Origin of the sequence: Sinorhizobium sp. 6-70 (assembly GCF_030124375.1) — a bacterium.
Classification (GTDB): Bacteria; Pseudomonadota; Alphaproteobacteria; order Rhizobiales; family Rhizobiaceae; genus Sinorhizobium.
Genome location: NZ_JASKLS010000002.1, coordinates 690331 through 715886, shown reverse-complemented (window position 1 = coordinate 715886; position 25556 = coordinate 690331). Strand labels below are relative to the sequence as shown.

Below are 25556 nucleotides of genomic sequence, written 5' to 3'. Positions count from 1 at the left end.
CTCCGTGGCTCGTCGCGCTATCATGAAGGGTGCAATGCGCCCGCGTTGCCCTGGCGGGCGCCTTCGTGGGGATGGCCCCTCAGCCAGCCTGTGAGATCCCGCCCGATCAAAGCACCGAGCTTTTCCGATTCGGCGGCATAGTAGTCGGCCATCCTGTCGCGAAGCTCTGTACTCAAAGGTGCGTATTGGACCTCGCCGACAAACAGCGACCTGATGTTTTTGAATCCGGTATTGTCTCTGAACCGGGCAACGACAGGTTTCAAGGGGCGCAGGAGGCGGCGTAGGGTTGGGTTGACCACCGGCTCCGCCTTGTCCTTGACCTTCTTGGATAACGGGACAGGCGTCATGTTGCCGTCGAGCTTCAGGAAGTCGCGAACACGGGAAAGTTGTGTATGCGCATCGGTTTTCAAATCCTCATAGAGCAGCACGAGCAGCTGGTCGCCAGGAAATCGGTCCAGATATCGCTGCAGCTGTTGGAAATAAAGTCCGCCATCCAGGAAGCGTCCGCCGGCCCCTTGCCGAGGGTCGAGGTATCGGGCGATGTCGCGACCGACCTCGCCCCGGCGATAGAGCATGCAGTAGTCCGAATAAGCGCGATCTACGGGATTGCGCAGCTGTGCGATCAGCCGTGCCTTGGGTAGCTTCTCCCATATACGGCTGCACGCTTCCTGCGTGTCCATGTAGGAGTTTGATTTTTCGCCCACGAGCCGGCCGTTCTTCTCCTCGGAAAAATTCGACAAATACCACCGGTCGCCGCGATCGTAATCGCGGCTGAAATAGTGGAGCTCGGGACTGGGCATGTAAATATTTGGATCCTGCTGCAACGACTGCTGAAGCCAAGTCGTTGCGCTCTTGGCCGCGCCGATGATCAGGAAATCAATCTCATGCATTTCCATTGTCGACCCCTCAAGTTCGTAGTGAACGAATGTCCAGAGCGCCGCATCCTCAATTCAATGCAAAGGATGCGTCAGCACTTTGGCTATAGGCTCGTATCCGCTTTCAAAGCCGGACGCTCTAAAGCACGCCGCATTCAAACGGCCTCCTGCGACGCGCTTCAGGTCTTTGTTTTCATGCATGTCGTTGTCCCAAAACCGCTGCACACTTTCGGGCGACATGCATTAGTGTCGAGAAACCAATTGCCCGTGCATGGCCGGCGGTCGCCGGGGGACAAGCGCCTCGTATAGTCGGCTGATCCCTTCGATATGCGCTTTGTTGCCGTATTTGGCGCGCGCGTTCTCCAAGGCGGTCGAACTTATCGCTTCCCACTGACGGTCATCGAACAACAGCCGTTCCAGCGGCCGCACAAAGGCTTCCGGACATTCGGGCTTCACCAGATAGCCCGTCAATCCATCGTCGATTGCCTCCGGATTCCCTCCGTGATTTGTCGCGACGACCGGCGTTTTCAAGAGCATGGCCTCGATGAGCGTGCGCCCGAACGGCTCATTGACAGCCGTTACGAGCAATGCATCGAGCGCACCCATGCAAGGGGCAATGGGCGCACGAAAGCCCATCAGGTGAATCCGGTCGGAAATCCCGAGCTCCTGGGCGCGGCACTTCACCGCGCCGTCGAGGTCCGGCCCATTGGCGGCATTTGTACCGAACAGCAGACCCGCCAGGGGAAACTCCGGATGATGTTGCAGAAAGGCGTGCACCGCTTCGACAAACTTCACCGGGCGCTTTCGATCTATCAATCCGCCGACATAGCCGACAAACCGCGTGTCCGGCCGAAGGCCCAATTCCTCGACGAACCGTCGTCGGCAGGCGTTGCGATCCGGAAGATCACTGGGATGATCGAACGGGCTGTGCAGTACGGTGATCTTGTGGGTCACCGGCACGATCGGCTTCGCCGGTCGGACGAAGTGCGAGACCGTTACGATGTGATTGGCCAACAATGGCGCAATTATATTCACGCCCCTTGCCATCGGGTCTCCCCGGTGATGCCAGAGAAGCTTTGCGCCCGATAGCCTGGCGGCCAACGCCCAGGTCGCATGCATGCGGCCGTCATTGGTATGAACGATGTCCACCCGCTGGCGCCTCAAGAAGGGGGCGAGTTTTGCTGTCGCCCGAACCAGGCTCAAACCGTTCGCTACACTGGCTGCGAATCCGAGGTCGGAATCCGCTGAAATAATACTGACGTCGGGAGCAAGCATAAAAGGCAACCCGAACTTCCTCAGGTATTCCTCTAGTATTAGGCCCTTCTTATGAAGAATAATTATCGGTTTGAATTTCTCGCGATCGAGCCCGCAGATTAGTCCCGTTGCAGAAATATGGCTGCCGCCCAGTTCTCCGCCAGTAAATGGAAACGCGATAACAATCTTTTGGGAATCCATTGCATTATTCCCTGCCTTCGTTATAAATTTAAATTGTCTTTCATTCTCGAAAATATAAAATAATTGAATTTAAAAACGCGGACGTCCCGTTTGCTCAGTTGCTTCGGCTGCTGCAGGGCAATCCCTGGTAGCGAAATTGCGGCATTGCGCTTATAATCCACGCGCGGAACCGCTCTCCAAATGTCTGGCCAAGCAAAAACTGGACACCGAGCTTTTAGGAGATTTCACATGAAAAAGTGGTCGGAGGCAAGATGTTCCGTTTCTCAACACGGTTTCTTGAAATGGAGAGGCGCGTCGGCGGGGCGAGCCTGCATCGCAAAGACCTTCCCTGCCTTGCTTTTACTTGCTTTTTCTCCGATTGCTGTTGACGGGGCCCGGGTTCACGCCGAGGACGCTGCTCAGACGGCGTTCCCGGGAGCACAGGGCTATGGCAGACACGCTGCCGGCGGAAGGAACGGGGCGGTGGTGCCCGTTACAAATCTCGATGACGCCGGCCCCGGCAGCCTGCGGGCTTGCGCGGAGATGCGAGGCCCGCGCACATGCATCTTTCGCGTCTCCGGCGTCATCCGGCTAAAGAAGTCCCTGGTCATCGGCAAGGGAAGCGGACAAGTGTCGATTCTCGGCCAGACCGCGCCGGGTGGGGGAGTTCTCCTGACGATCGATGAGCGCAATGACGAAAAGAAACACACGCCTCTCGTCGTGAAGAGAGCCGACGACGTCATCATTCGCCACCTGCGCGTCCGTCCCCGCCTGCCCAACACGATCTCCAACATCGATGGCGTGACGGTCGAGGATAGCAAGAAGGTCTACATCGACCATGTGTCCACGTCGTGGTCGACAGACGAAAACTTCAATTCGCATTCCAATACCAGCGACCTGACTGTGGCAAACTCGATCTTTGGCGAGGGGCTCAACAAGCACAGCAAGTGCGCGCTCATCGGCTCCGACCCGCGGGTGCCCCAGAACATCACCTTCATGCGGAATGCCTGCATTTCCAACCGGGACCGCAATCCCGACAACAACCACTACGCCAACTCGTGCGTCGAGATCGTCAACAACCTGTTTTTCAACGCCTTGTCCGAGTGGGGCGAAATCTTCTCGCAGTATCCGGGCGGCACGCCGATCGCGTTTGTCGGCAACTATTTCAAGGCGGGCGCAAGCACCAACGACCTTACCTATGCGATGGCCTGGGACCAAGCTGCCAGTGTCGACAAACCGCACATCTATCAGACCGGCAATGTGACGTGGAGCCCGAGCAACAAATCTGTCGTTCTCCTCTCCCCTGAGACCGAAGATGTCCTCGTCGACAAGCCGCCCTGTGCCCTGGCCGTTTCAGAGGTTTTGACGGCCGAGCAGGCCTATGAAGAAATAATCCGGAGTGCCGGCGCCTTTCCGCGCGATGCCGTCGATCAAAGGCTCATCAATGAAGTGGGGCAAATGGGCGCCGAAGGCGGTGGAGAAATGGTGAAGGAGCCTGGCCCCTTGCCTGATATCGCCTCTGCGGAACCTTACATCGACGCCGATGGCGACGGGCTGGCCGACAGCGTCGAGCCGCGCTTCGGAGCAAATCCCGCGAAGAGCGACGCGTGGGAAGATTCGGATGAGAACGGTTGGTCCAATTTCGACGATTTCATGCAGTGGCTTTCGGAGGAACGCACCGCCGGGAGGTATCCGCAGTAAGCCGCTGATCCGCATCGTAAGCACTTCCGATGAGACGGTGTCGCAAGGCGCTATTGTTTCGGCTGGCGACGATAGACGATCATCATCGCCGAAAGCCAGATCGTCGCCATGACGATATGAGCCACGTTCGCGCCCATGGCGCCCATGACGGGGACGAGCAGCAGAGCGGTTGCGTGGAATGCCGCGGTGGCGATCAGCACACCGCGAAGAACCTGGTCCTCGCGGCCCATCGCAAGAAGCGCCGATCGGATGACCGTGCCGCAAAGCGTCATCGTCACCGCAATGGACTGGACGATAACCAGCGGGGCGGCGGCGACAAACTCCGGACCTGCCGCCAATCTCAGCAGCGGCTCGATCGCGATGTAAAGTCCGCCGGTCAGGAGCAGTCCGAAGCCCAGAAGAAGGGTTTGCGTCTGCACGATCGCGTGGCGGAATTCGGCTATCGCCTTTGACGCCCAGGCCCTGGCGAGTTCGGGATAAACGACGGTCTGAAGCTGGTCGCCGGCCTGCTGCGCTATTCGCCCGATGCGTTTGGCGATGTGGTAAAGACCCGCCGCGGCGGGATCGGCCAGATAACCGACCAGAAGGGTATCGATCTGGTTGGCGCTCGAGCGGATGGTCAGCGATATATTCGTCGAGATCGCGAATCTCCAGATGCCCGGAAATTTCGATGTCACACCCTTGAGCGGAGCGGAAAGCAGTCCCGCGAGAAGTCCCTGCCTGTGCAGTTCCACGCAGGCGAGCCCGAGCACGGTGAGCGGGCCGACGATTTGCGACGTCATCCAGATCAGCATGAACTCAAAAAAACCACCGCCGGTCATGATGCCGATCGCACAAAGCACGACGCGCAAGATGCTCGTCGCAACATTGCCGTAGGCAATTGTCCTGAACCGGCCGAACAGCCGCAGCACCGCCATCGGCATTCCGGAGATCTGGAACGGCAGGACGGCGCAATAGAGCATGACCAGCCCGGACATCTCAGGAGACACACCGAACCAGGGAGCGCCGATCAAAAGGAGAGCGACCGCGATCGGCCAGCCGGCCGTCGCCGCCGAAATATCGAGCAGCAGTCCGAACTTGAGCAGGGACTGGAATTGCGCAGTCTCGCCCGCATTCTGCGCTTCCGCGCCATACTTGATCAGCGGGAGCCACGACTGGAAGCTGATGAGCCTTTCGATGACACTGACGTAGGTGAAGCAAAGGGCGAGAGCTCCGTAATCCGACGGGCCGAGCGCCCTTGCCGTCAGCGCAAAGCCAATGAGCCCGAGCACGGAGCTCAGTACATTCCCGGTCAGCAGATGCGCGACATTCTCGAGACGCGTCCTGAGATTCGTTTCGCGGTCGAGGAGTTGGTGCAGGATACCGAGTTTTTTGCCGAGCCTTTTTCTTATCGTCAAAGGAACCTTCCTACATCTCAATGGTGGAAGCAGGACTATGATTTCGTTTGAGAAAAAGCTGTTGCCGGGTTGCCGGCGATTTCTTATCGATAATAAATAAAATGCATGGCGGTTGGCGCCCCGCCGAAAAACTTTGAATGACACGCACCTTCGGTGGCAGGCCGAACGAGACTGCCGCCAGACAGTATTAATCGCCGATTGCCCCCAGCGTTGAAGAGTACTGCCAATTTCCTTTGACGCGGCAGCGGCAGGAAGAATATAGTTGGCCAATATTTTTTGGTAGCGTTTTCTTAATTTGTTTTTTTGGGGGACTGTTTGAGATGGGTACCCTCCGTGCAACAAAGAGAATGAGTGCGTCGCTGTCCGACTGGGGAGCGCGCTCGCTGATCGCGCTTCTGGCTGTCGCATTCTTGGCGATCATGGTCGCGGCGATCGGCGAACCGCGAGTGCAAGCGGCAGAGTACCGGCTTGCCATCGGCGACGTGCTGACCTTCGACTTTCTCGATGACGCCGAACTGCCGGTCAATGCGACGATTTCCAACGATGGCGAAGCACCGTTCCCGCTGATCGGCGCCGTCGACGTGGTCGGCCTCACGGTGACGGAGGCCATGCAAAAGCTGAAGGACGAATACCGGCGACGCGAGATACTGGTCGACCCGAAGCTGTCGTTGAACATCGCGAGTTTCAGGCCGGTCTTCGTGCTCGGGGAAGTGAAGACGCCTGGTTCATTTCCGTACTACAGCGGCCTGACCGTCGAGCAAGCCATCGGTTTGGCGGGCGGCACGCAGGTCATCACCTCGAACCCGTCGGAACGGATCGTGGCGCGCGCGCGCCTTCGCGCAGAGATCGAGGGTGCCGACGCAGAGATCATCCATGAGGGCATCTATGCAGCCAGGCTCGTGGCTCAACTGAAATCCAAGCCCAAAGTCGACCTGAACGATGTGCCCGAAATCGCCCAGGACTACATCAAGGATGCTTCGGTGCGAGGCGTCATCGAGCTTCAGGAGAAAATTCTGACGGCCGACCTGGCGGCCCGAAAGTCTCAACTCCAGATCCTGGCGGATGGCATCGTGCAGGCCGAAGGCGGGGTCGACATCCTGAACGAACTGGTGGCGCAGCAGAAGGAGGTTGTCTCGAACAACGAGAAGGACCTGGAACGCATCAGTTCCCTGCGCAAGCGAGAACTGAACACGGAAAGCGATCTTTCTCGAGCAAAGAACAATGCCCTTGCGGAGAAGGCGCAGCTTCTTCAGACGTTTGCAACGCTTGCGCGGTCGCGCCAGGAGTTGAGCGAGATGAAGCTGCAACTGTCGAAACTCAGCGCCGACAGGGAGAAGGAAGTCCTGACCCTGCTGCAAGAGCGAGATATTGCCATCAAGAAACTCATCGCAGAACGGCAGTCGGCAGAAGAGCAAATGCTGCTCATGGCTGCCGTGGACGCCGATGCATCGAAACAAAAAAAGATTTCATATACTTATGAGATAAGGCGCAATCCGGTGGCAGGAACGCCGACCAGCATAAAGGCGTCGACTTTGACAGAAATGCTGCCTGGCGACGTTCTGGTCGTCGCCATTGCCGGAATTTAGCGACGCCCGCGTCGGCGTCGTCACGTCACTTTTCAGTCGGACTCTCATCCTTCCAAGGGAATTTTGAGTTGAAGGCGAACCTTGATCGCGTGGTTTCTGTTCCCGCCTGGCCGCTGCTGCGACGGTCGGCCGCTTTCAGGCGCGCCATCGAGTCCCTGTTTGCGGCTGTCGCGCTTGTCCCGTGCCTGCCCTTGATGGCTCTGACGGCGATCGTCGTCTGGATCAACCTTGGCCGGCCGCTGTTTTTCACGCAGGTGCGTGCTGGCGTCGGGATGCGTGCCTTCACGATATTGAAGTTTCGCACCATGACGGACGCGCGAGGACCGGACGGCGAACTGCTGGCCGACGAATTGCGGCAAACGAAGCTGACGGCCCTTTTGCGGCGGTTGCGCTTCGATGAACTGCCGCAACTGCTGTCGATCCTGCGCGGCGACATGTCGTTGGTAGGGCCGCGGCCGCTGCCCGTGGCAACTCTTGCCGCCTTCGGCGAATTTGGCCGTCTTCGTTGCTTGGTCCCGCCGGGGCTGACAGGCTGGGCGCAAGTCAATGGCAACACGCGTCTGTCGGACGACCAGAAGATCGCTCTGGATCTCTGGTACGTCGGACATGCCAGCTTGCGCCTCGATGGGCTTATTGTCCTCATGACATTGAAAACGATCGTCCTTGGCGAAAAGGTGCACTGCGAGCATCTGAGAATAGCGGAGGAGTATTTGGCAGCCAGGCGCGCCAATTTGCCGGGCTAGCCGGCGATGGCGGCCGCGGCCCCGATATGGCAGTTCGAGCGAAACCATTGAATGCAGGGATATTTCTGATGAAGAAAACCAGCTTTGTTAAGGACGTGCGATGCAGGGGTTAAGATTGGCGTTTGGACGCACCCTCGTGATCGCCCCTCATCCGGACGATGAAGTGCTCGGTGCCGGCGGGACAATCGCAAGGCTTGCCGCGGAAGGCGAGGATGTGTTTGTTGCGATTGTCACCGAGGGCAAGCCGCCGGCATTTGCGCCCGATGCGGTGGCCAGGGTACAGGCAGAGGCAAGGATGGCTCACGCTGTTCTTGGCGTAAAGGATACGTTCTGGCTCGGACTTCCGGCGGCCGGGCTGTCTGAGACGCCGCACACCAGCTTGAACGGCACGCTTTCCGAGCTCGTGCGCCGCCTTGCGCCTCAGACGGTCTTCGTGCCGTTCGTGGGCGACATGCATATCGACCATCAGCTCACCTTCACCTCCTCGCTGGTGGCCTGCAGGCCGCACCAAGCCGAGTTTCCCACGCGCATTCTCGCCTATGAAACCCTGTCCGAAACGAATTGGAACGCGCCCTACCTGTCGCCGACCTTCGTACCGAATGTCTTCATCGATATCGCCGCGCAGATCGAAACCAAATTGGAGGCGATGCAGGCCTTTGCTTCTCAGTTGCGCCAACCGCCACACGAGCGATCGCTGGCCGCATTACGGGCGCTCGCCACTCTGCGCGGCGCGACGATCTTGCGGCAAGCGGCGGAGGCATTTGTTTTGGTCCGGCACGTCGCGTGAGGCCACACGGCGCGACCTCGAAAACGGGCGGTAGGATGTGCCGGCATTTGGCCGGTACCCGATGCAATGAAACCCGAAAGCGGCTTGGAGAGACAGAATGGGACGCTGGCCAGTTTACGACGAAGAACAGATCGAAGATGTCGTGTCGGTCTTAAGGTCGGGTGAGGTGAACGCCTGGACGGGGCCACATGTACGCAACTTTGAGGCCGCCTATGAGCGGTTCCTGGGAGTAAAACACGCCATCGCGCTGGCGAATGGAACCGTCGCGCTGGATCTTGCGCTCTACGCGCTGGACCTTCAACCGGGCGACGAGGTCATCGTGACGCCGCGCAGCTTCATAGCATCGGCCTCCACCGTGCCCATGGCCGGTGGCGTCGCGGTATTCGCCGACGTCGATCGCGACAGCCAGAACATCACCGCCGAAACCATAAGGGCGAAACTCACGCCGCGGACGAAGGGTGTCATCGTCGTCCATCTTGCCGGTTGGCCATGTGACATGCCGGCGATCATGGCGCTGGCGCGGGAAAAGGGCCTTTGGGTTATCGAGGATTGTGCGCAAGCGCATGGCGCTGAGATCGATGGCCGGCCCGTCGGCAGTTTTGCAGATATTGCCGCATTCTCCTTCTGTCAGGACAAGATCATCACCACCGGCGGGGAGGGCGGCCTTGTCGCCATGAACGACGAGGGTCTCTGGAAGCGTGCGTGGAGCCGCAAGGACCATGGGAAGTCCTATGACACGGTCTTCAACAAGCAGCATCCGCCCGGCTTTCGCTGGCTGCACGAATCCATAGGAACCAACTGGCGAATGACGTCCATCCAGGCTGTTTTGGGCCTGCGCCAACTCCAGCGCCTTTTGAAGTGGCGTGACATACGCGCCCATAACGCGGCAATTCTTGCAAAGGCGACCGAGGGCATTGAAGCGCTGCGGACACCGTCGCCGCCCAGCCACCTCCAGCATGCCTGGTACCGCTTCTACACCTTCGTACGGCCTGAATATCTCAAATCCGGGTGGAGCCGGGACCGGATTATCAGTGAGATCAATGCCGCCGGCGTCGCCTGTTTCAGCGGAAGTTGTTCCGAGATCTATTTGGAGAAGGCGTTCACCGATATCGGCATGGGCCCGAGCGAGAGGCTGTCCAATGCACGAGAACTCGGTGACACGAGTCTCGCCTTTCTCGTCGATCCTGCCCTCGATACCGTCGCGATGGAGAGGAGCGCGCATGTGATGCGCGACGTGCTCGCAAGCGCCAGCGCCGAGTAAACGAGGCAGGCGGCATCGGCGCAGCGATAGCCGCCGCGCGCGACCGGCCCGTGCCCGAAAAGACGAGCCTGTTGTCCGGCTTTCTCGATAGAATCGGACGAGCGACGACGCCGCGATTTTCCGCCCATGCTACAGGTCTGATGCTCGTTATCTACGCTCCGGCCCGAAGAAGCGCGGCTGTGAGAACCGGTTATGCCAGCTCTGGCAGTAAGCCTGCGCCAATGTGACCGAAAGGATGATCGGCACGGACCAGAACCGGCCATAGACATGTGTGAAAGCATTGACCGCCAACAGGAACATGCTCACGCAGACGAAGCCGCAGGCGGCAAAGGGAAGCCCACCCGGCAATTTGAACGCCCGAGCAATCGGCCCGAGTCCTGCAAGGAGCATGATCAGAAAGCCACTCACGGCCACGATCCCCCCTTCGTTCCACATGAGGAGATAAACGTTGTGCACCGGCCGCCCGATGTAGCTCACGACCATGTATTGATCGGCGCCGAGCCCGATCCAGAAATTGGATTCGACGAGGCTCATGGCTTCATGAATGAGCTCAAGACGGTGGTCGAAGGTCCCTGCCTGACTCAAGTCGCCCGTTTCCAGCGCACCGAGCACCCGCTTCTGGAAGATCGCGGGTAGATATTCGCGGCCTGCGTCCAACATAATCGCCGCTGCCGCAAGGGCGACGCCGGCGCCGGCCAACAGGCGCTTCCAATTGGCCGTGATCAACAGGAAGACCATCAGTCCGTAAGCAAGGCAGGCGAGGCCGCTGTTGGATCCGGTCAACATGATGCCGTAGCCCATGACCGGGACCGCAATGGCGACATAGATCTTCCTCAGTTTGCCCGTCGTGGCGGCAAGCAGCAGTATCGGCACAGCCAAAGCGATCAGTGCCGCGCATTCGTTTTCTCGTTCGACAAAGCCCGTAAATCGGCCGCTGCCGCTCACGAAGGTCGTGTTCTTCTGTCCATCCCAGTGGATGAGATAGATCGCGTGGACGCACATCAAGAATACGGAGAGGACATAAAACTTCGCCAGCTTGATCGTTTCCTCCACCGGGCGACCGGCGATGATAAGAAGGACGATGAAGTATGCAAATATGTACTGACCGGGAACGACCAGACCTCTTATCGGATCCGGGCTGACGAGGCTGCTGATCAGGAGACCGAATGCGATGCAGCAAAGCCCCGACAACCAGACGACCGTGCTGACGCGGCCGAGCGGTCGCAAGGGGATGCGTCCGTTGATCAGGCCGAGGATCAACGCCAGGCTGAACAATGCATCGCTGAGCGTGAAGTAGAACTGATTGAGCCGCAAAACATTGACGGGCGAAAAAAAGATCGCAGCGCCCACAGTCAGGAATTCGATGCGTTGCCAGACCTCTCGCTTGGATCTGGCCGGGACTGCGAATCTGGAGTCAACCGCACTTATCATTGTCGGCCCGCGTAAACTCTTGCTTTTGCCCCCGGACGTCCGCTAACATCCGTCAAAAATAAATCGCGCGAAGAAAGCCAATATGGCAAAATCGCGCGAAGCACGATTTTGCGAGATATAAAAATTTACTTGCTCATCCCGCGGATGAGATGTGTGTTAAGTACTTAAAGCTTTCTAACTTTGCACGCATTTGGCCGCTGAGTAAATATTGCATAGCAGCAACCTTTTCACATTAGAAATTTGACCCCAATTTTCAGTCTGGGCTTCGGTGTCCGACGGGGTTGGAAGAGGGGCATGATGCTTACTTTTGATCGGGATTTCGAAGTTCGCGAAGAAGCCAGGAGGCTTGCAAACCTGGGCGGCGCGGGCCAACGAGAGGCATCGATTCAGAGCCTCCATGACGTTTTGGATCTCTTGCGGCGCTACGCCAAGCTGATCGCCGCGGTCGTCGTCGTCGGCACGCTGCTCGCCACTATAGTCACCTACTCGCTCGACAAGGTTTATACGGCGTCGTCGACGCTGGTGTTCGACCGCAACGACACACGTCCCTACGAGTCGGTGCTCGAGTTGCAGAAACTCGAGCGTGACAAATCCGCGATGGATACGGAGATGGATCTGGTCAGATCGCGCGAATTCCTGGGATTTGTCGTCGACGATCTGAGACTTCAGGAAGACCCTTATTTCAACCTGCGTCTTGCTGAAAAACAGGCTTCCTCTGAATCGACGTGGACCGCTCTGAAGGCTCTTTTCGGAGACTCTTCCACTTCCAATGCCAGCAGTTCGCGTGGTCGCGAGGACCTGCGGGCAAACATTGCCGCCGGGGGACGGTCGCGAGACCGTGCGATTACGAGGCTGCAGGCTTCCGTGGCCGCTGACCGCAGGGGCGACAGCCTGGCGATGACCATCTCCGTTCATCACGAGTTCCCGGCCAGAGCGGCCGAGGTCGCCAACGGCGTAGCGTCAAATTACGTGGCCTGGACATCGCGCCTAAAGGAGTCCGCCGCGCAAAACACCGTGAATTATCTGCGCCTGCAAGCCGGCGGCCTGGCGACATCGATCGCGAAAAAAGAGCGCGAGATGGCGGAGTTTGCGGCCAGAAGCGATCTGGCTTTCGATCCGCGCGACGATGTGCTGCGTGCTCGTACCGAGCAGTTGAATACCCAGTTTACCGTCGCGCGCGTCGATGAGGCGGGCGCATGGGCAAAATATAACGAGGCCAAGCAGTTGCTCGCTTCGACGGGTATCGATTCTGCCGGAAAGGTCGTGACCTCGGAATTGCTCATTACCTTGAGAAAAGAGGAGGGTCGCCTTCTGCGCGAACGGGCGCAGCTCACCGCGAAGTTTGGGCGAAACCACCCTCTCGTGGTGGAATCTGATGCGCAGATCGTCTCCAATCGGCGTCTGATCAATGAGGAGGTCGGGCGAATTCTGCGGGAACTGGAGAATGACGCCGAGGTTGCGACCATAAGAGTGAAGAAGTTCCAGCAGGAGGTCAGCCAACTGCAAAAGGAGATGCAGGTCCGCAATCTTGATGAAATTCGCCGTCGCGAGCTCGAGCGTGACCTGCTCTCGGAACAAAAGCGCTATGACGAGGTGGTGCTTCGGCTCGGTTCCTTCGATCCGGAGCAGGAAGAGGTCAAGGCCACGGCGCGTATCGCGTCCTTTGCTGAAATTCTCCGCGAGCCATCCTTTCCGCGGCCCGCACTCATCATTCCGATCGCCGCGGTCGCTTCTCTCCTGCTGGCCGTCGTCGCGATGTTCATCATGGATGGGCTGGACACCCGTATTCGCACGGCGCGAAAGGTTGAGAGCATCATCAAGCGCCCGAACATCATCTCGATCCCGGACGTGGAAGGGATTCTGGAGCCGGGACAGACGCCCTATCAGCATATGCTCGCCAGTCCCCATTCGCCTTTTGCGCGCTCGATGCGTTCCCTGTGCCTTGCCTGGCGCGCGCTGGAGTTTGGCGCGGACGTGAAGGTCGTCATGTTCTTTTCCGCGGGTGCGGCCGAGGGCAAGACGACCTGCGCCCTTGGAATGGCGGCAACGGCCACTCTCAGCGGCCTGCGGGCCGTTATTCTCGATATCGATCCCAAGCCGAACGGCGCGGCCGGTATGCTCGGCATCAGCAACAGAAATCCAACGCTCGGCATGTTTCTGGACGGCACGACCGACCTTGAGTCGATCATAAGCGTCGCTCCCGAATATCCGTTCCTGCGTGTCATCAACTCACGCCTCGGCCTGCATGACCATGAACGGCTTTTCCAGGAACTGCGCCGTCGCTTCGATCTTGTCATAATCGACCCGCCGGCGATCGCACACGACGACGACTCCGTGTGGCTGTCATCCCAGGTCGATGCGGTTCTGGTGATGGTGGCGGCCGGAAGAACACAGGAGACCGAATTGCTTGAATCGGTCGAGCGCCTGAACATTGGCCGCGCGCCTATAGTCGGCAGTATCCTGAATTTCGCCGGTCGCCGCGGCGCCGGTCCGAAAACCTGGCGGCCCGAATCCCTCAAGTCCCTGTGGTCACAAATTCGCAACAAGTTCCGGCACCTGCCCGCAGGCGGCCTGCCGGCCTTCAAGAGGCGCGGTCGAGCGAGGGTGTGAGAGCCCTCCGGTCCTCGCCAGATCGCACCGCGGCTACCTTGCGCGTCTTTTCAGACGCGCAAGGATTGCTGCAGCGATCGCAACTATTTCGATTTGACCTGGGTGAAAGCGACAGCATCGATCTTGCCGTCCTTCAAGCGATAGACCAGCGACTGCGATATTTGCGCATCTGCGCTGGCTCCTTCATGAGCGTAGCGCACCAGGCCGCTCTCCGGAGCGTTGCCGAAGCGTTGTTGGAGGGATGCCTTGTCGTCGCCGAGCGTCGGGATGGGAATTGTCCAGTCCTGAACATCGAACTGCCCCTTGTCGCAATCGGGTTGATCCTCGGACGTCTCCTCGATCGCAATCATATTGACGACCTGTCCCGCTGCGGATGCGGTCTGCATGTCGTTGGCAATGAACCAGACATCGCGCTGACCGGATTGCGAGGTAAAGGTGTAACACAGCCACCCGACCGCAATCTCCCCGGCCGAGCGCATCCGAACTTCGCCGCCGAATGCAGCCTTGATGTCATCGAGCGTCGTCTTGTCGAGGACGATGGTGATGGCCGGCGCCTTGACCTCCTCCACGAATGGCTGCTCGAAATTATACGTCGGCGCCTCGGCGGTCTGGCCGCCGAGGATCAGGGAAGGCAGACCCGAAAGCCTGCCGTCCTTAGCCGACATGCCGCCGGCAGAGAAAAGGACGAGGGCCGTCGCCAGGGCGCCGGTCAGCAGCCGCGCCGAGGCGATGTGGCCTCCATGGATGGCGCCCGTATTCGCAATCTTCATCGGCATCGCGGCTTTCCCCTCTTTGATCGCCAAATTCCCTTCCGGAAAAACTATGCGTGCAATGGCCGGTTTCAAGTCCCCGAGGGCCACACGCAGCGGGGACCGCGGATATCGCAGGGCAGGCGAGCGAAACACAGAACTGCTTTGCACGAGCGGATCCCGAATTCGATCAATGACAGATCAGATCGCGCAGGATGGCCGTGCGCTGTGACACTTTTATTAGTCATCTGCTATGTAGGATAAGGTGTAGACTAACGGCCTACTGCATGTTTCGTTAAATCGTAGCCGATTTAGGCACAAAAACATGCAGCGTCCTTTGTGCGTCTGACAGGCGCGCGGCGCGTAGGGGGTCATCGTCGCAATGGGAAAGGCTGGTTTTATGCACGCAGCTTCAAGTCATTGCAGGAAAGGCGCAATTCTCGTCTTCCTTGTCCTAGCTCTCCAGTTGATTTTCGCGCTGACAGGGCCTCTAGCCGCACAGCAGCCGACGGCCGCGGCGCCGCCGGCCAAGGTGCAGCAACTGATCGAATTGCTCGACGACCCAGCGGTTCGCCAATGGCTGGCGGCCAAGCAGACGGCGACGCCCGCGGCGCCCGCGCCGTCAACCGGGCTTGCCTCTCAATGGGTCGCGGAAATCAAGAAGCACCTGGGTGGCATGCGGAACGCGGCTCCACGGATGGTTCCCGAGTGGCAGGCCGCGAAGGATCGCATCACCAGCGATATGCAGAGCCAGGGAACGATGCCCATTCTGCGGGGGTTCGCCTTCATATTGCTCGTCGGCTACGGCGCCGAATACTTGCTACGCTATTTCCTGCGTCGCAATGCTGAGCGCAATGCGGCCCAGTACGGAGGCGGCCTTGGCGCTTTCATCCGCATCGCACCTCTCGTCGCCTTTGCAATCGGGGGTATTGCCGCCTTCGTGCTTTCCAATTGGCCACCCAGACTTGAGGCAGCGGTCGCGCCGCTGCTCATCGCCTGGATCGTTGCCCGTTTGCTGATTGCCGTTGCTTCGGCTGTGTTCAAGCCGGCGGCCGAGTCGGCGGTGATACCGGACTCGCAGGAGGGACATGCCGCGCTCGCTCCGGCTGCTGCGCGCTTCTGGTTCAATCGATCGGTGCTGTTCATTTGCGGGCTGGCCTTCATGTGGGCGGTTGCCGATCTGATGCAGGCGCTTTCGTTTCCCGAAGATGTCGGCAAACTCGTTACCGCCACTCTCGGACTGGTCATTCTCGGTCTGGCGATCGACACGGCACTTCGCCGCCCTGCGCAGGCCCTGACGGGTGCGCGCCGGATGCTCCGCAACGCGATGCTTGTCGCCTTCCTGCTGCTGCTCTGGCTCCTTTGGGTGGCCGACATGAAGGTTCTGTTCTGGATCGGTATCTATGTTCTCGGCTTGCCGCCGCTCTTGCGTTTCACCAGCGCGACGACGAGAGCGACGCTCGACACTTCAGCAGCCGACGGCATGCGGGTGCTGCGCAACGTGTTGATCGAACGGGGCGCCCGGCTGGCGATCATCGCGCTGGCGGCCGCCTGGCTCGCCGTCGTCTTCCGTTTCAACGGAGCCGCCATGATGCAGGACGATGTCTTCAACCGCATCTTCCGCGGCGTTCTTGCCGGGGTGGTCATCCTGCTCGCGGCAGATCTTATCTGGCAACTGGCGAAGGAGTTGATCAATCTGCGCATCAGCCAGGCGAGCGTCGAGGCCGCGGATCCGGTGGTGCTTGCGCGTAACACGCGGCTACTCACGCTGCTGCCGATTCTGCGCAATTTCCTCGCAGTCTCCATAGCGGTGGTCGCAGTTCTCATGGTTCTTTCCGGGCTCGGGGTTGCGATCGGGCCGCTCATTGCCGGTGCCGGGGTCTTCGGCGTGGCGCTCGGCTTCGGTTCTCAGAGCTTGGTCAAGGACGTCATCAGCGGCGTGTTCTACATGATGGACGATGCGTTCCGGATCGGGGAATACATCCAGAGCGGCAGCTATATGGGGACCGTCGAATCCTTCAGCATTCGCTCCGTCAAGCTCCGCCACCACCGCGGACCGGTGTTTACCGTGCCGTTCGGCTCGCTCGGCGCTGTTCAGAACATGAGCCGCGACTGGGTAATCGACAAATTCAAGATCAACGTTTCCTACGATACCGATGTCGCCAAGGTGAAGAAGGTGGTCAAGGGTGTCGGCGCCGCGCTGCTCGAGGACCCGGAACTCGCGCCGTTGATCATTGAAACGGTGAAGATGAAGGGCGTCGAGCAGTTCGGCGACTACGGCGTCACGCTGAGCTTCGCGATGAAGACGAAGCCGGGAAACCAGACCCAGGTGCGGCGGCGGGCGCAGGCCCTGATCAAGGATGCCTTCAAGACGAACGGCATCTCGTTTGCCTCGCCGACGGTGCAGGTCGCGGGCGACGAGGCGCAATCGACGACGGCCGCGGCCGCTGCGACACGCGATGCAATTGCCAAGAAGAATGCTGCCTTGGCGCAGGCCGGCGAAGCGGCGGCGGAATAAGCCACGACAACGCGGAACGAGAGCCGCTCACGGACTTCAGGCCCGTTAGCGTCTCGATAATGCCAGCCGCTGCGCAGGCGCGTTCCGGCGCATGTTGACATCCGATCGCGAAGGCGGGATAGCTCGCGTCGAATGAAGATCGCTTTTTACGCGCCTTTGAAATCGCCTGATCATCCCGTCCCCTCCGGTGACAGGCAGATGGCGCGCCTGCTGATCGAGGCGCTTCGGCTGGGCGGCCATGACATCGGCATCGCGTCGCAACTGCGCAGCTTTTCACGCGAGGCATCCGACGAGCAGCTTTCGTCGCTTCGCGCGGAAGCCGATCTCGAGGTTCGCCGTCTTCGACACCTCTGGCGTACCGAGGGGCCGCCCGACGCGTGGTTCTGCTACCATCCCTACTACAAGGCACCGGACCTCATCGGTCCCCGCATTTCGGCGGAATTTTCCATTCCCTACATCACCGCCGAAACCTCCTACTCGTACCGCCGCAACGTCGGCGCCAGGAAGCCGGCCCAGGATGACGTTGCGGCCGGCGCCAGGCATGCCGCAGTCAACATCTGCTTTACGCAGCGCGACCGCGAAGGGCTGGAAGAGGCCATGCCGGGTGGCCGCTATGCCATGCTCGCACCGTTCATAGACGTGGCGCCGTTTCACGAACCTCGACAAGCCGATGCCGACATGTGCCGGCTGCTGGCCGTGGCGATGATGCGGCCGGGCGACAAGATGGCGAGCTACCGGATGCTCGCCAAGGCTCTGGCGCTTGTGGTCGATCTGCCTTGGAGGATGTCGATCGTCGGCGATGGCCCGGCCCGGGCGGACGTGCAGGAAGCCTTCGCCTCGCTTCCGGCCGGGAGGCTGGATTGGCTCGGCGAGAAAGAGCCCGGCGCGATCGCCGAGATTCTTGCGCGCGGCGATGTCTATGTCTGGCCGGGCTGCGGCGAGGCTTATGGCCTCTCCTATCTGGAGGCGCAGGCGGCCGGCCTGCCGGTCGTCGCGCAACGAACTGCCGGCGTCCCGGAAGTGGTCAGGGACCGAGAAACGGGATTGTTGACGGCCGCCGGTGATGTCGACCTGTTCGCTGCGGCGATCCGGTGCCTTATCAGCGACAGGGGCCTGCGCACCCTGTTTGGAGCAAGCGCGCGCCGCTTCGTTGTCGAGCAACGCTCGTTGCAGGCGGCCGCAACGCGCCTTGGCGACATCTTCAAGGATTTCGTGGAGGAGACGGCATAATGGACACGTCGATCTGGCAGCCGATGGTCGACAGGCTGGATCGTTTGCGGGCCGCCGGGCGGCGCGCCGATTTTTGGCTGCGCGACGACGATGCTGTTGCGCCGACGGCGGCGCTCGACCGGCTGGTGGATTTGGCGGATCGTTTTTCTGTGCCGATCACCTTGGCCGTGATCCCGGCGCACACGAGCGGCGAGCTCTCGCATTACCTCGCCAGCCGTGACGATATCAGCATTGCCGTTCACGGCTGGACGCATCAAAACCATGCGCCGCCGGCGGAAAAGCGGCAGGAGCTCGGCGGCCACCGGCCGCGAGAGGCCGTTCTTGACGAACTGGACAAGGGGTACTCCCGTCTCAGCGCGCTCCATCCGTCCTCTTTCGTCCCGCTTCTCGTCCCGCCATGGAACCGGATCGATCTGGCGCTTCTCGCGGGGCTGCCCGACATCGGCTTCACGGCCCTTTCGGTCTTCGGCCCCGAAAGGAGCCCGAGCAATCCGGATGGTGCAAAGACCATGAAGCCCGGTTCGATCGCATCGGCTTTTCCCCGACCCGGTCTCAGCCTCGTCAACACGCATGTCGACGTGATGGACTGGCACGGAACGCGCGGCTGTCGGGATCACCGGGAAATCATTCACGACATCGTACGGCGCCTGGACGAGATGAACCTCGACGAGGAGACGGTCGGCATTCTCACGCACCATCTGGTCCATGACGAGAGCGTATGGCAGTTTTTGTCGCGATTGTTCGAGCTGACCGCCGTGCACCCCGCCTGCCGCTGGCGCAGGGGAGGCGACCTCATAGCTCGATGATCTGGTGGTCGCGGGCTGCGAAGGCGCCGTCGAAAAAGCCCTGCACCTCCTGTTCCATCGCCGCGAGCTCGAGATCCGTCCGTGACGGATCGTGATGGAACATTGCCAGGCGCCGCACGCCGGCCGCTTGCGCCAGCTTGGCGCCGTGCATGCCGGTCGAGTGTCCATAGCCGCGATAGGTTGGCATTTCCGACTCGAGATAGGTGCAGTCGTAGACCATAAGGTCGGCACCGGCGATGAACTCGAGGAGTGCGGGATCGAGAATGCCGGCCTCGTGTTCGGTGTCATAGATCAAGGCGACGGCACGGCCGCCCCAGTCGATCCTGTACCCGACGCACCCGCCCGGGTGATTGAGGCTCATCGTGCGGATGGTAACGCCTTTGCGGGGCGCGAGCACGTCTCCCGGGCGAAAGTCGACAGTGTCCATGCTCGCCTGGCAGATGCCGGTATCGACCGGGAACCAAGGAGGCCGCATGAACTCGCCGACCATTCTCTTGGTGCTCATCCGGCCGTAAAGATGGCCGGACCAGAAACGCACGGCCGTGCTGCAATTATAGATCGGTTTGAAATAGGGGAGGCCGATGATGTGATCGTAGTGGCTATGCGTGAAGAAGAGGTCGAATGCCGAGACGCCCTCCAACGTGAGCGCCACGCCGGCTTCGCGCAACCCTGAGCCGGCGTCGAACAGCAGAACTTCGCTGCCGCAACGGACTTCGATGCAGGGTGTATTGCCTCCATAGCGTAGAAATTGTTCGCCGGATACCGGCAAACTGCCTCGCACTCCCCAGAACCGCACTCGAAAGGTGTTTTCCTGCATTCCCGTTTTGGCTTCGTCCTGCTCGCCTCGGCGCTTTTGCCTGCGTGCATTTCCTTAGACAAGCACAGATCATAAGGGTCCTGCAACGGCATAAGGTCCAATTAGATTGTAGGGGTTGCTTTATTTCTAAGTCCTGCTCTCCAAAGACTGTTTTGAAACTTTATCTTCCGATCTAACGTGATTTAGAGCGAAGCGAAGAAGAATAAAGCGATTCCCGAGCGCATTGGGCTAAAGTCGAAAGGTTGGACGCGGTCATGGCGCAGGCGACTGGTATGCAGTTCTACGACGGCCTGCCCCTTTTCGAGGCATTCGAGGGGGTTGCCGACGAGGCCAACTATCGGCCCTTGCCGGATGGATGGGTGCTGGCGGTCGCTGACATCGTCGATTCGACCAGCGCCATTGCGGAGGGTCGTTACAAAAGCGTCAACATGGCGGGCGCAAGCGTCATATCGGCGTTGATGAATGCGCTCGACGAAAGAAACCTGCCTTTCGTTTTCGGAGGCGACGGGGCGCTTGCGGCAATACCCGCGTCAATGGCGCCTAAGGCGCGTGCAGCATTGGCCGCCGCGAAGACCTGGGTCGCGGAAGAGCTTGGCCTCGAACTGCGGGCAGCACTTGTTCCGGTCGCCGACATCCGCGCCAGCGGGCGCGACATGCGCGTCGCGCGCTTCAAGGCGAGCGAGGAGGTCTCCTACGCGATGTTTTCCGGCGGCGGTGCCAGTTGGGCAGAGGCGGAAATGAAGGCCGGACGCTACCAGATCGAGGCCGCGGCGGCCGGAAGCAGGCCGGATCTGACGGGGCTGTCCTGCCGTTGGAATCCGATTGTCTCCCGCCATGGGGCCATCGTGTCGATCATTGCGGTCCCGGGTCTGCTTGGCAATGGTCCGGAATTCCAGGCACTTGTTGGCGACATCGTGGCATTGGCCGAAGGCGAGGAACGAGGCGGGCATCCGGTGCCGGAAAACGGTCCCGAGCCTCGGCTGTCGATGCAAGGGGTTGCAGTCGAGTCGCGCGCCGTGGCGCGGAAAGGCCGACGTCTTCTCGCCTGGTCGTGGATCACCCTGCAGAGCGTGATGCTGTTCGTGTGCTTCAAGTTGGGGTGGAACATCGGCAAGTTCGATACGACGCAATACAAGCGCGACCTGGTCAGAAACTCCGATTTCCGCAAATTCGACGACGGGCTGAAGATGACGATCGATATCGGCATCGAGCGGCTGCGCCAGATCGAGGAACGGCTGAAGAGGGCTGCCGAGGCCGGTGTCTCGAGCTACGGCTTGCATCAGCAGGATTCCGCGCTGATGACCTGTATCGTACCGGCGGCCATGAGCCGCGATCACGTGCATTTCATCGACGGGGCAGCCGGCGGCTACGCCATGGCGGCGAAGAACCTCAAGGCGGCGCTCGCTCCAGTTGGCTGAAGGCGACCGGCCGCTCGCGAGGGATCAGGCCTTGACCACGTGGTCCGCAACAATGCCGAGCCGCGCAAAAATGTTGCGCGTATCGACGATCAGCGGTGCCCAATCCGCCAGCGCCTTGTAGTCGATCCCGTCATGGTCCGTCGCGATAAGCACGGCATCGAACCGGCGTACGCTATCATTGTCGAAGGGGATCGATCGCCGGCCCTTCAAGGCGAGATGCTCGCGGGTCGGGGGGATCTCTTCGACATGCGGATCGTAGAAGGCAGCGCTGCCGCCGCGCTCCTCGATGAGCTCGATCAGTCTCAGCGAGGGGCTTTCGCGAATATCCGGCACGTTCTTTTTGTAGGCGAGACCAATGACGAGAACGTTCGAGCGGCTCAGCGCCTTGCCCTGCCGCCTGTCGAGCGCCTCGGCGAGCCGGCTAACGACATGGCGCGGCATTGCCGAATTGATCTCGCCGGCGAGTTCGATGAAGCGGGTCGGCAGCTCGTATTCGCGGGATTTCCAGGTGAGGTAGAAGGGGTCGATCGGGATGCAATGGCCGCCGAGCCCCGGTCCCGGGTAGAAGGGCATATAGCCGAACGGCTTCGTCTTGGCCGCTTCGATGACTTCCCAGATGTCGATCCCCATGGCCTCGTAGACAACCTTGAGCTCGTTGACGAGGGCAATGTTGACGGCGCGGAAGATGTTTTCGGTAAGCTTTACGGCTTCGGCCGTGGCGTTCGAGGAGACCGGGACGACGGTTTTGATCACGGCGCCGTAGAATTGCTGCATCAGGGCCGCGGCCAGCGAGCCGTCACCGGCGACGATTTTCGGGATGCTCGCGGTTTCAAAGGCGCGGTTGCCCGGGTCTTCGCGCTCCGGCGAGAAGCCGATGAAGAAGTCCTCGCCGGACTTCAGCCCCGTTTCTTCCAGGATCGAACGGACGACGCCGTCGGTCGTGCCGGGATAGGTGGTTGATTCGAGAACGACGAGCTGGCCGGGCCTCAGCGTGGCGGCGATCGAGCGTGCCGTCCCCTCTACAAAAGAGAGGTCGGGATCGCGATGTTTGGTCAAAGGCGTCGGCACGCAGATGACGATCACGTCGCACAGGGCAAGATCGGAGAAATCGGTCGTCGAACGGAACCGTCCCGCGGTGATCTCGCGGCCAAGCGCCTCATCGGTCACCGCCTCGATATAGGAGCGGCCGCCGTCCAGGGCGACGATCTTCGCGGGATCGATGTCGAAACCGGTCACCGGAAAGCCGGAGCGTGCCACCGCGACGGCGAGCGGCAGGCCGACATAGCCGAGGCCGATGACGCCGACGCGTGCCTGGCGCGCTGAGATCGATTCAAGCAGCCTGTCGTGAGGAAGGGAGGTCAAGATAGGGTTCCATCTGTCAGGGGCAGGGCGGGCGATTGCAACGATCCCGATTGCCGGAAAATGTCGCCGTTTTGTTGGCGAGAAAGGCGTCGCAAGTCAAGCGCAGGGGCGGGGAGCCGTAGGCAACCCCAACAATTGCAGGGTGCAATTATGCGATCAATCCCGTGTACCATCGATGCATGATCAAAAATTTCGAACGTCTCTGGAAATCGCGCTCGCCGGTGAATATCTCCAGGCAGGAAGTGCAGCGATTCAATCGCCGCAACAACTGCCGCCAGGCGCGGCACACGCCGTTCGTTACAACGGGCATCACAGGTGGACGCGGCCTTGATTGCAGGGCCCGCGCGATAGCCGTCGGTGTTGACCGTCATGCCGATAGTGAGGAATGCCATGGGCCCGATCAACAACAGCGTTTCCGAGATTCTTCTGGACAAGGTCGCAGCCTGGCTCATGCGAGCCTCCTTGAGCGACGAGACGCTCGAAACCCTCGTGCGAGGCTTCTGCGAGCGGCTGGCCGCCGCCGGCCTGCCGCTCATGCGCGTCCATCTATCCTTCTCGATGCTCCATCCGCTCTACGACGCGCTCGGTTTTACCTGGTGGCGCGGCAAGGGCGTCGAGGTCAGCGGTTTGCGCCATGAGGAGTTGGCTCTCAATCCCGACCGGTTTCTGCGCAGCCCCTATTATTATCTGCTCAACAACAACCTCGACCACGTGAGGCGGCGCATCGATCCGTCAGAGCCCTCGGAGTTTCCGATTTTCGATGAGCTGAAGGAGCATGGAGCCACCGACTATCTCGCCTTTATGCAGCCGCTCGGGACCGACTCCGAGCACGGCATGGTGGGGTCCTGGACGACGGATCGCCATGGCGGCTTCACCGACGACGTGATCGCGGCGCTGCTCAAGCTTCAGAACCATCTTGCGGTTGCTGCCAAGGTCGCCGTCCTCGGCAAGCTCGCCGACAACATGCTGACGACGTATCTCGGCGCCAATGCCGGACGGCGCGTGATGAGCGGGCAGGTCCGGCGCGGCGACGGCGAGACGGTTCGCGCCGTTCTGGTGATGGCGGACATGCGGGGATCGACCATGCTCGCGGAGAAGGAGGGTCGCCAGGCCTATATCGAGACGCTCAACGGTTTCTTCGATGCGATCGCGACGCCGTTCAATCGAAACGGCGGGCAGATCCTGAGCTTCGTCGGAGACGGGTTCATTGCCGTCTACCCATGCGGCCGTCACAAGGAACCGTCGGAAATTGCCAGCCGCGAGGCGCTCGCGGCGGTGAGCGCGGCGACGGCCCGTGTGGCGGCGCTGAACGCGGAAAGAAAGAAACAGGGGCGCGATCCGATCGGCTACGGAATCGGTCTCCATGTCGGTAACGTCATGTTCGGCAATGTCGGGCTTCGCGACCGGCTGACCTTTTCGGTCTTCGGCTCGGCGGTGAACGAGGTGCAGCGGCTCCAGAACCTGACGAAGAAATACGCTCATAACGTCGTCGCCAGCGAGGCCTTCGTCAATTATTGCGGCGGCGATTGGGCGACGCTCGGACAGGAGAAATTGCGCGGCGTGCGGCAAAAGTTCACCATCCTCTATCCCAAGGATGCGGCGCTTGCGGCGATCGCGGAGGAGCGCCCCGACGATGCAACTCAGGATGGACTTTCCGAGGCGGAGCATGTCATGTTGCTCTATCGCAATACGAAGCAGTCGCCGGGGCCGCGCGGCCTCATCGACAAGATGCTGCAATAGCTCGACAAGATGCTTGGTTTAAGGAGGTTCGATGTTCCGCGTGGTTTTTCTGGCCGCAGCCCTTGCTGCGACAAGTGTTGCGCATGCCCAATCGACGGAACAGCAAGCGACCCCGGGACAGATGCTGGTCGACGGGTTCGAGGGTGAGGATTTCGCCCCCGAAGGCGGGCTCTACTATCGCGACAACTTCGAACAGAGCGCCGGTTCCTATGTGTTCCAGAGCGACGTCAAACGCACCGGAAATGGTGGTCTGAAACTGTCCATCGTACCGAAATGCCCGCCGTCGGACGACGGGTGCAGCGAGCGGGCGGAGATCTGGGAGAAGACCGCGTTGCGTGTGCCTTACGACCAGGGTGTCTGGTACGGCTTTTCGGTCAAGTTCGCCGATCCGGTACCGAGTGGAGACCATCGCTACCTCATTGCGCAATGGAAACGCGAAATCGACCACGGTGCCAATGGAGACTTCAGCCCCTTTCTGGCGTTCCGTATGAGCTTGGGTAAGCTCTTCGTTACCGTTGAGACCAATTATCTGCCGCCGGTGTCCACCGGACCGCAGAACACGCCGGCGAACTGCGCGCCAGGCCAGGTTCCCGTGTGGTTGCGACCCGACCTCAATCAGATGCGCATGCTGGTCGCGGCCGATGCAAACTGGAAGCCCGAAGACGGCCGACTTTTCAATTCATGCACAACTGGGGTTACCGTCACCAATCACGGCAATCCCCTTCCCGATCCGAAGTCCGGCTGGATCGACTTCGCTGTCTTCACCAAGCCGGGTCCCGACGGGTCCGGACACATCGAGCTGTTCGCCAATGGTCAGCCGGTCATTACAGTGAAGGGACATATCGGCCATGCGGATAAGGGGCTCGGCCAGAATCAGTATTTCAAGTTCGGGCCATATCGGGCGGCGGACAAGACCGACTGGACGCTTTACTACGATGATTTCCGCCGGTCGACACGGTGTGCCGACGTCCTGACGAACGGCATTTGCCCGTTCTCATAAGTCGCCTTGGCCGCGCAGCAGCGGCCCTTCTGACGCTTCCGGGGGCGTGCTGGACAGCCTGCTGAAGCTAGGCTACTCTTTTTTTGGTGTC

19 protein-coding genes are annotated in these 25556 nt (G+C 60.3%); 12 read left to right on the top strand and 7 right to left on the bottom strand.

Features of this window, described 5'->3' with window-relative positions; genetic code table 11:
* Positions 1–20: 20 nt before the first annotated feature.
* Positions 21–896 (bottom strand): sulfotransferase, encoded by an 876-nt coding sequence (locus QN222_RS06985; RefSeq protein ID WP_283963539.1) that lies wholly within the window; start codon positions 894–896, stop codon positions 21–23.
* Positions 897–1118: 222 nt separating this feature from the next.
* Positions 1119–2330 (bottom strand): glycosyltransferase family 4 protein, encoded by a 1212-nt coding sequence (locus QN222_RS06980; protein WP_283963538.1) that lies wholly within the window; start codon positions 2328–2330, stop codon positions 1119–1121.
* 462 nt (positions 2331–2792) lie between these two features.
* Here QN222_RS06980 and QN222_RS06975 point away from each other — a divergent pair, with 462 nt between their 5' ends.
* Positions 2793–4010, top strand: a complete 1218-nt coding sequence (locus QN222_RS06975) for a hypothetical protein (protein ID WP_284005325.1) — start codon at positions 2793–2795, stop codon at positions 4008–4010.
* A 50-nt stretch (positions 4011–4060) separates the two neighbouring features.
* Here the strand turns inward: QN222_RS06975 and QN222_RS06970 are convergent, their stop codons facing one another.
* The gene (locus QN222_RS06970) at positions 4061–5407 is read right to left on the bottom strand and encodes a lipopolysaccharide biosynthesis protein (protein ID WP_283963536.1); all 1347 of its coding nucleotides are present in this window, start codon (positions 5405–5407) and stop codon (positions 4061–4063) included.
* A 419-nt stretch (positions 5408–5826) separates the two neighbouring features.
* Between QN222_RS06970 and QN222_RS06965 the strand changes: the two genes are divergently transcribed.
* From QN222_RS06965 to QN222_RS06950, 4 genes are all read left to right on the top strand, one after another.
* Positions 5827–6993, top strand: a complete 1167-nt coding sequence (locus QN222_RS06965; RefSeq protein ID WP_336621012.1) for a polysaccharide biosynthesis/export family protein — start codon at positions 5827–5829, stop codon at positions 6991–6993.
* A 116-nt stretch (positions 6994–7109) separates the two neighbouring features.
* Positions 7110–7736 carry a sugar transferase gene (locus QN222_RS06960; protein WP_283963546.1) on the top strand — a complete coding sequence of 209 codons (627 nt, stop codon included), beginning with the start codon at positions 7110–7112 and terminating at the stop codon, positions 7734–7736.
* Positions 7737–7836: 100 nt separating this feature from the next.
* Positions 7837–8523: a PIG-L deacetylase family protein gene (locus QN222_RS06955; RefSeq protein ID WP_283963534.1), complete on the top strand. Its 687-nt coding sequence runs from the start codon at positions 7837–7839 to the stop codon at positions 8521–8523.
* A 97-nt stretch (positions 8524–8620) separates the two neighbouring features.
* On the top strand, positions 8621–9784 hold the full coding sequence (locus QN222_RS06950) for a DegT/DnrJ/EryC1/StrS aminotransferase family protein (RefSeq protein ID WP_283963533.1): 1164 nt from the start codon (positions 8621–8623) through the stop codon (positions 9782–9784).
* Positions 9785–9931: 147 nt separating this feature from the next.
* On the opposite strand, the gene QN222_RS06945 is transcribed toward QN222_RS06950, so the two are convergent.
* Positions 9932–11215, bottom strand: coding sequence for an O-antigen ligase family protein (locus tag QN222_RS06945; protein ID WP_284005323.1), 1284 nt, complete (start codon positions 11213–11215; stop codon positions 9932–9934).
* A gap of 294 nt (positions 11216–11509) precedes the next feature.
* Between QN222_RS06945 and QN222_RS06940 the strand changes: the two genes are divergently transcribed.
* A complete protein-coding gene (locus QN222_RS06940) occupies positions 11510–13825 on the top strand; it encodes a polysaccharide biosynthesis tyrosine autokinase (protein WP_336621010.1) in 2316 nt (771 codons plus the stop codon).
* Positions 13826–13908: 83 nt separating this feature from the next.
* Here the strand turns inward: QN222_RS06940 and QN222_RS06935 are convergent, their stop codons facing one another.
* Positions 13909–14601, bottom strand: a complete 693-nt coding sequence (locus tag QN222_RS06935; protein WP_283963531.1) for a hypothetical protein — start codon at positions 14599–14601, stop codon at positions 13909–13911.
* 373 nt (positions 14602–14974) lie between these two features.
* Here QN222_RS06935 and QN222_RS06930 point away from each other — a divergent pair, with 373 nt between their 5' ends.
* The 3 genes from QN222_RS06930 (at position 14975) to QN222_RS06920 (ending at position 19128) form a co-directional block, all read left to right on the top strand.
* Positions 14975–17092: a mechanosensitive ion channel family protein gene (locus QN222_RS06930; RefSeq protein WP_284005322.1), complete on the top strand. Its 2118-nt coding sequence runs from the start codon at positions 14975–14977 to the stop codon at positions 17090–17092.
* 132 nt (positions 17093–17224) lie between these two features.
* The gene (locus tag QN222_RS06925) at positions 17225–18322 is read left to right on the top strand and encodes a glycosyltransferase family 4 protein (protein ID WP_283963529.1); all 1098 of its coding nucleotides are present in this window, start codon (positions 17225–17227) and stop codon (positions 18320–18322) included.
* A complete protein-coding gene (locus tag QN222_RS06920) occupies positions 18319–19128 on the top strand; it encodes a polysaccharide deacetylase family protein (protein ID WP_283963544.1) in 810 nt (269 codons plus the stop codon). Before QN222_RS06925 ends, QN222_RS06920 begins: the two co-directional genes overlap by 4 nt.
* Here QN222_RS06920 and QN222_RS06915 read toward each other — a convergent pair.
* A complete protein-coding gene (locus QN222_RS06915; protein WP_283963528.1) occupies positions 19115–19945 on the bottom strand; it encodes an MBL fold metallo-hydrolase in 831 nt (276 codons plus the stop codon). The two genes, QN222_RS06920 and QN222_RS06915, sit on opposite strands and share 14 nt — an antisense overlap.
* A gap of 254 nt (positions 19946–20199) precedes the next feature.
* Here QN222_RS06915 and QN222_RS06910 point away from each other — a divergent pair, with 254 nt between their 5' ends.
* Complete coding sequence (locus tag QN222_RS06910) at positions 20200–21363, top strand: DUF3095 domain-containing protein (protein WP_283963527.1); 1164 nt, start codon at positions 20200–20202, stop codon at positions 21361–21363.
* Between the two features lie 24 nt (positions 21364–21387).
* Here QN222_RS06910 and QN222_RS06905 read toward each other — a convergent pair whose 3' ends face one another.
* Positions 21388–22725, bottom strand: coding sequence for a nucleotide sugar dehydrogenase (locus tag QN222_RS06905; RefSeq protein ID WP_283963526.1), 1338 nt, complete (start codon positions 22723–22725; stop codon positions 21388–21390).
* Between the two features lie 390 nt (positions 22726–23115).
* On the opposite strand from QN222_RS06905, the gene QN222_RS06900 reads away from it, so the two are divergent.
* Positions 23116–24465 carry an adenylate/guanylate cyclase domain-containing protein gene (locus QN222_RS06900; protein WP_283963525.1) on the top strand — a complete coding sequence of 450 codons (1350 nt, stop codon included), beginning with the start codon at positions 23116–23118 and terminating at the stop codon, positions 24463–24465.
* Positions 24466–24496: 31 nt separating this feature from the next.
* The gene (locus tag QN222_RS06895) at positions 24497–25465 is read left to right on the top strand and encodes a polysaccharide lyase (protein ID WP_283963524.1); all 969 of its coding nucleotides are present in this window, start codon (positions 24497–24499) and stop codon (positions 25463–25465) included.
* Positions 25466–25556: the final 91 nt, after the last annotated feature.

Bases quoted from the DNA above. Each gene is read 5' to 3' on its own strand.
- QN222_RS06900 (WP_283963525.1), top strand. From the start codon at position 23,116: ATGGGCCCGATCAACAACAGCGTTTCCGAGATTCTTCTGGACAAGGTC.
- QN222_RS06985 (WP_283963539.1), bottom strand. From the start codon at position 896: ATGGAAATGCATGAGATTGATTTCCTGATCATCGGCGCGGCCAAGAGC.
- QN222_RS06915 (WP_283963528.1), bottom strand. From the start codon at position 19,945: ATGCAGGAAAACACCTTTCGAGTGCGGTTCTGGGGAGTGCGAGGCAGT.
- QN222_RS06950 (WP_283963533.1), top strand. From the start codon at position 8,621: ATGGGACGCTGGCCAGTTTACGACGAAGAACAGATCGAAGATGTCGTG.
- QN222_RS06895 (WP_283963524.1), top strand. From the start codon at position 24,497: ATGTTCCGCGTGGTTTTTCTGGCCGCAGCCCTTGCTGCGACAAGTGTT.
- QN222_RS06935 (WP_283963531.1), bottom strand. From the start codon at position 14,601: ATGCCGATGAAGATTGCGAATACGGGCGCCATCCATGGAGGCCACATC.
- QN222_RS06980 (WP_283963538.1), bottom strand. From the start codon at position 2,330: ATGGATTCCCAAAAGATTGTTATCGCGTTTCCATTTACTGGCGGAGAA.
- QN222_RS06940 (WP_336621010.1), top strand. From the start codon at position 11,510: ATGATGCTTACTTTTGATCGGGATTTCGAAGTTCGCGAAGAAGCCAGG.
- QN222_RS06930 (WP_284005322.1), top strand. From the start codon at position 14,975: ATGCACGCAGCTTCAAGTCATTGCAGGAAAGGCGCAATTCTCGTCTTC.
- QN222_RS06945 (WP_284005323.1), bottom strand. From the start codon at position 11,215: ATGATAAGTGCGGTTGACTCCAGATTCGCAGTCCCGGCCAGATCCAAG.
- QN222_RS06910 (WP_283963527.1), top strand. From the start codon at position 20,200: ATGGCGCAGGCGACTGGTATGCAGTTCTACGACGGCCTGCCCCTTTTC.
- QN222_RS06955 (WP_283963534.1), top strand. From the start codon at position 7,837: ATGCAGGGGTTAAGATTGGCGTTTGGACGCACCCTCGTGATCGCCCCT.
- QN222_RS06925 (WP_283963529.1), top strand. From the start codon at position 17,225: ATGAAGATCGCTTTTTACGCGCCTTTGAAATCGCCTGATCATCCCGTC.
- QN222_RS06965 (WP_336621012.1), top strand. From the start codon at position 5,827: ATGGTCGCGGCGATCGGCGAACCGCGAGTGCAAGCGGCAGAGTACCGG.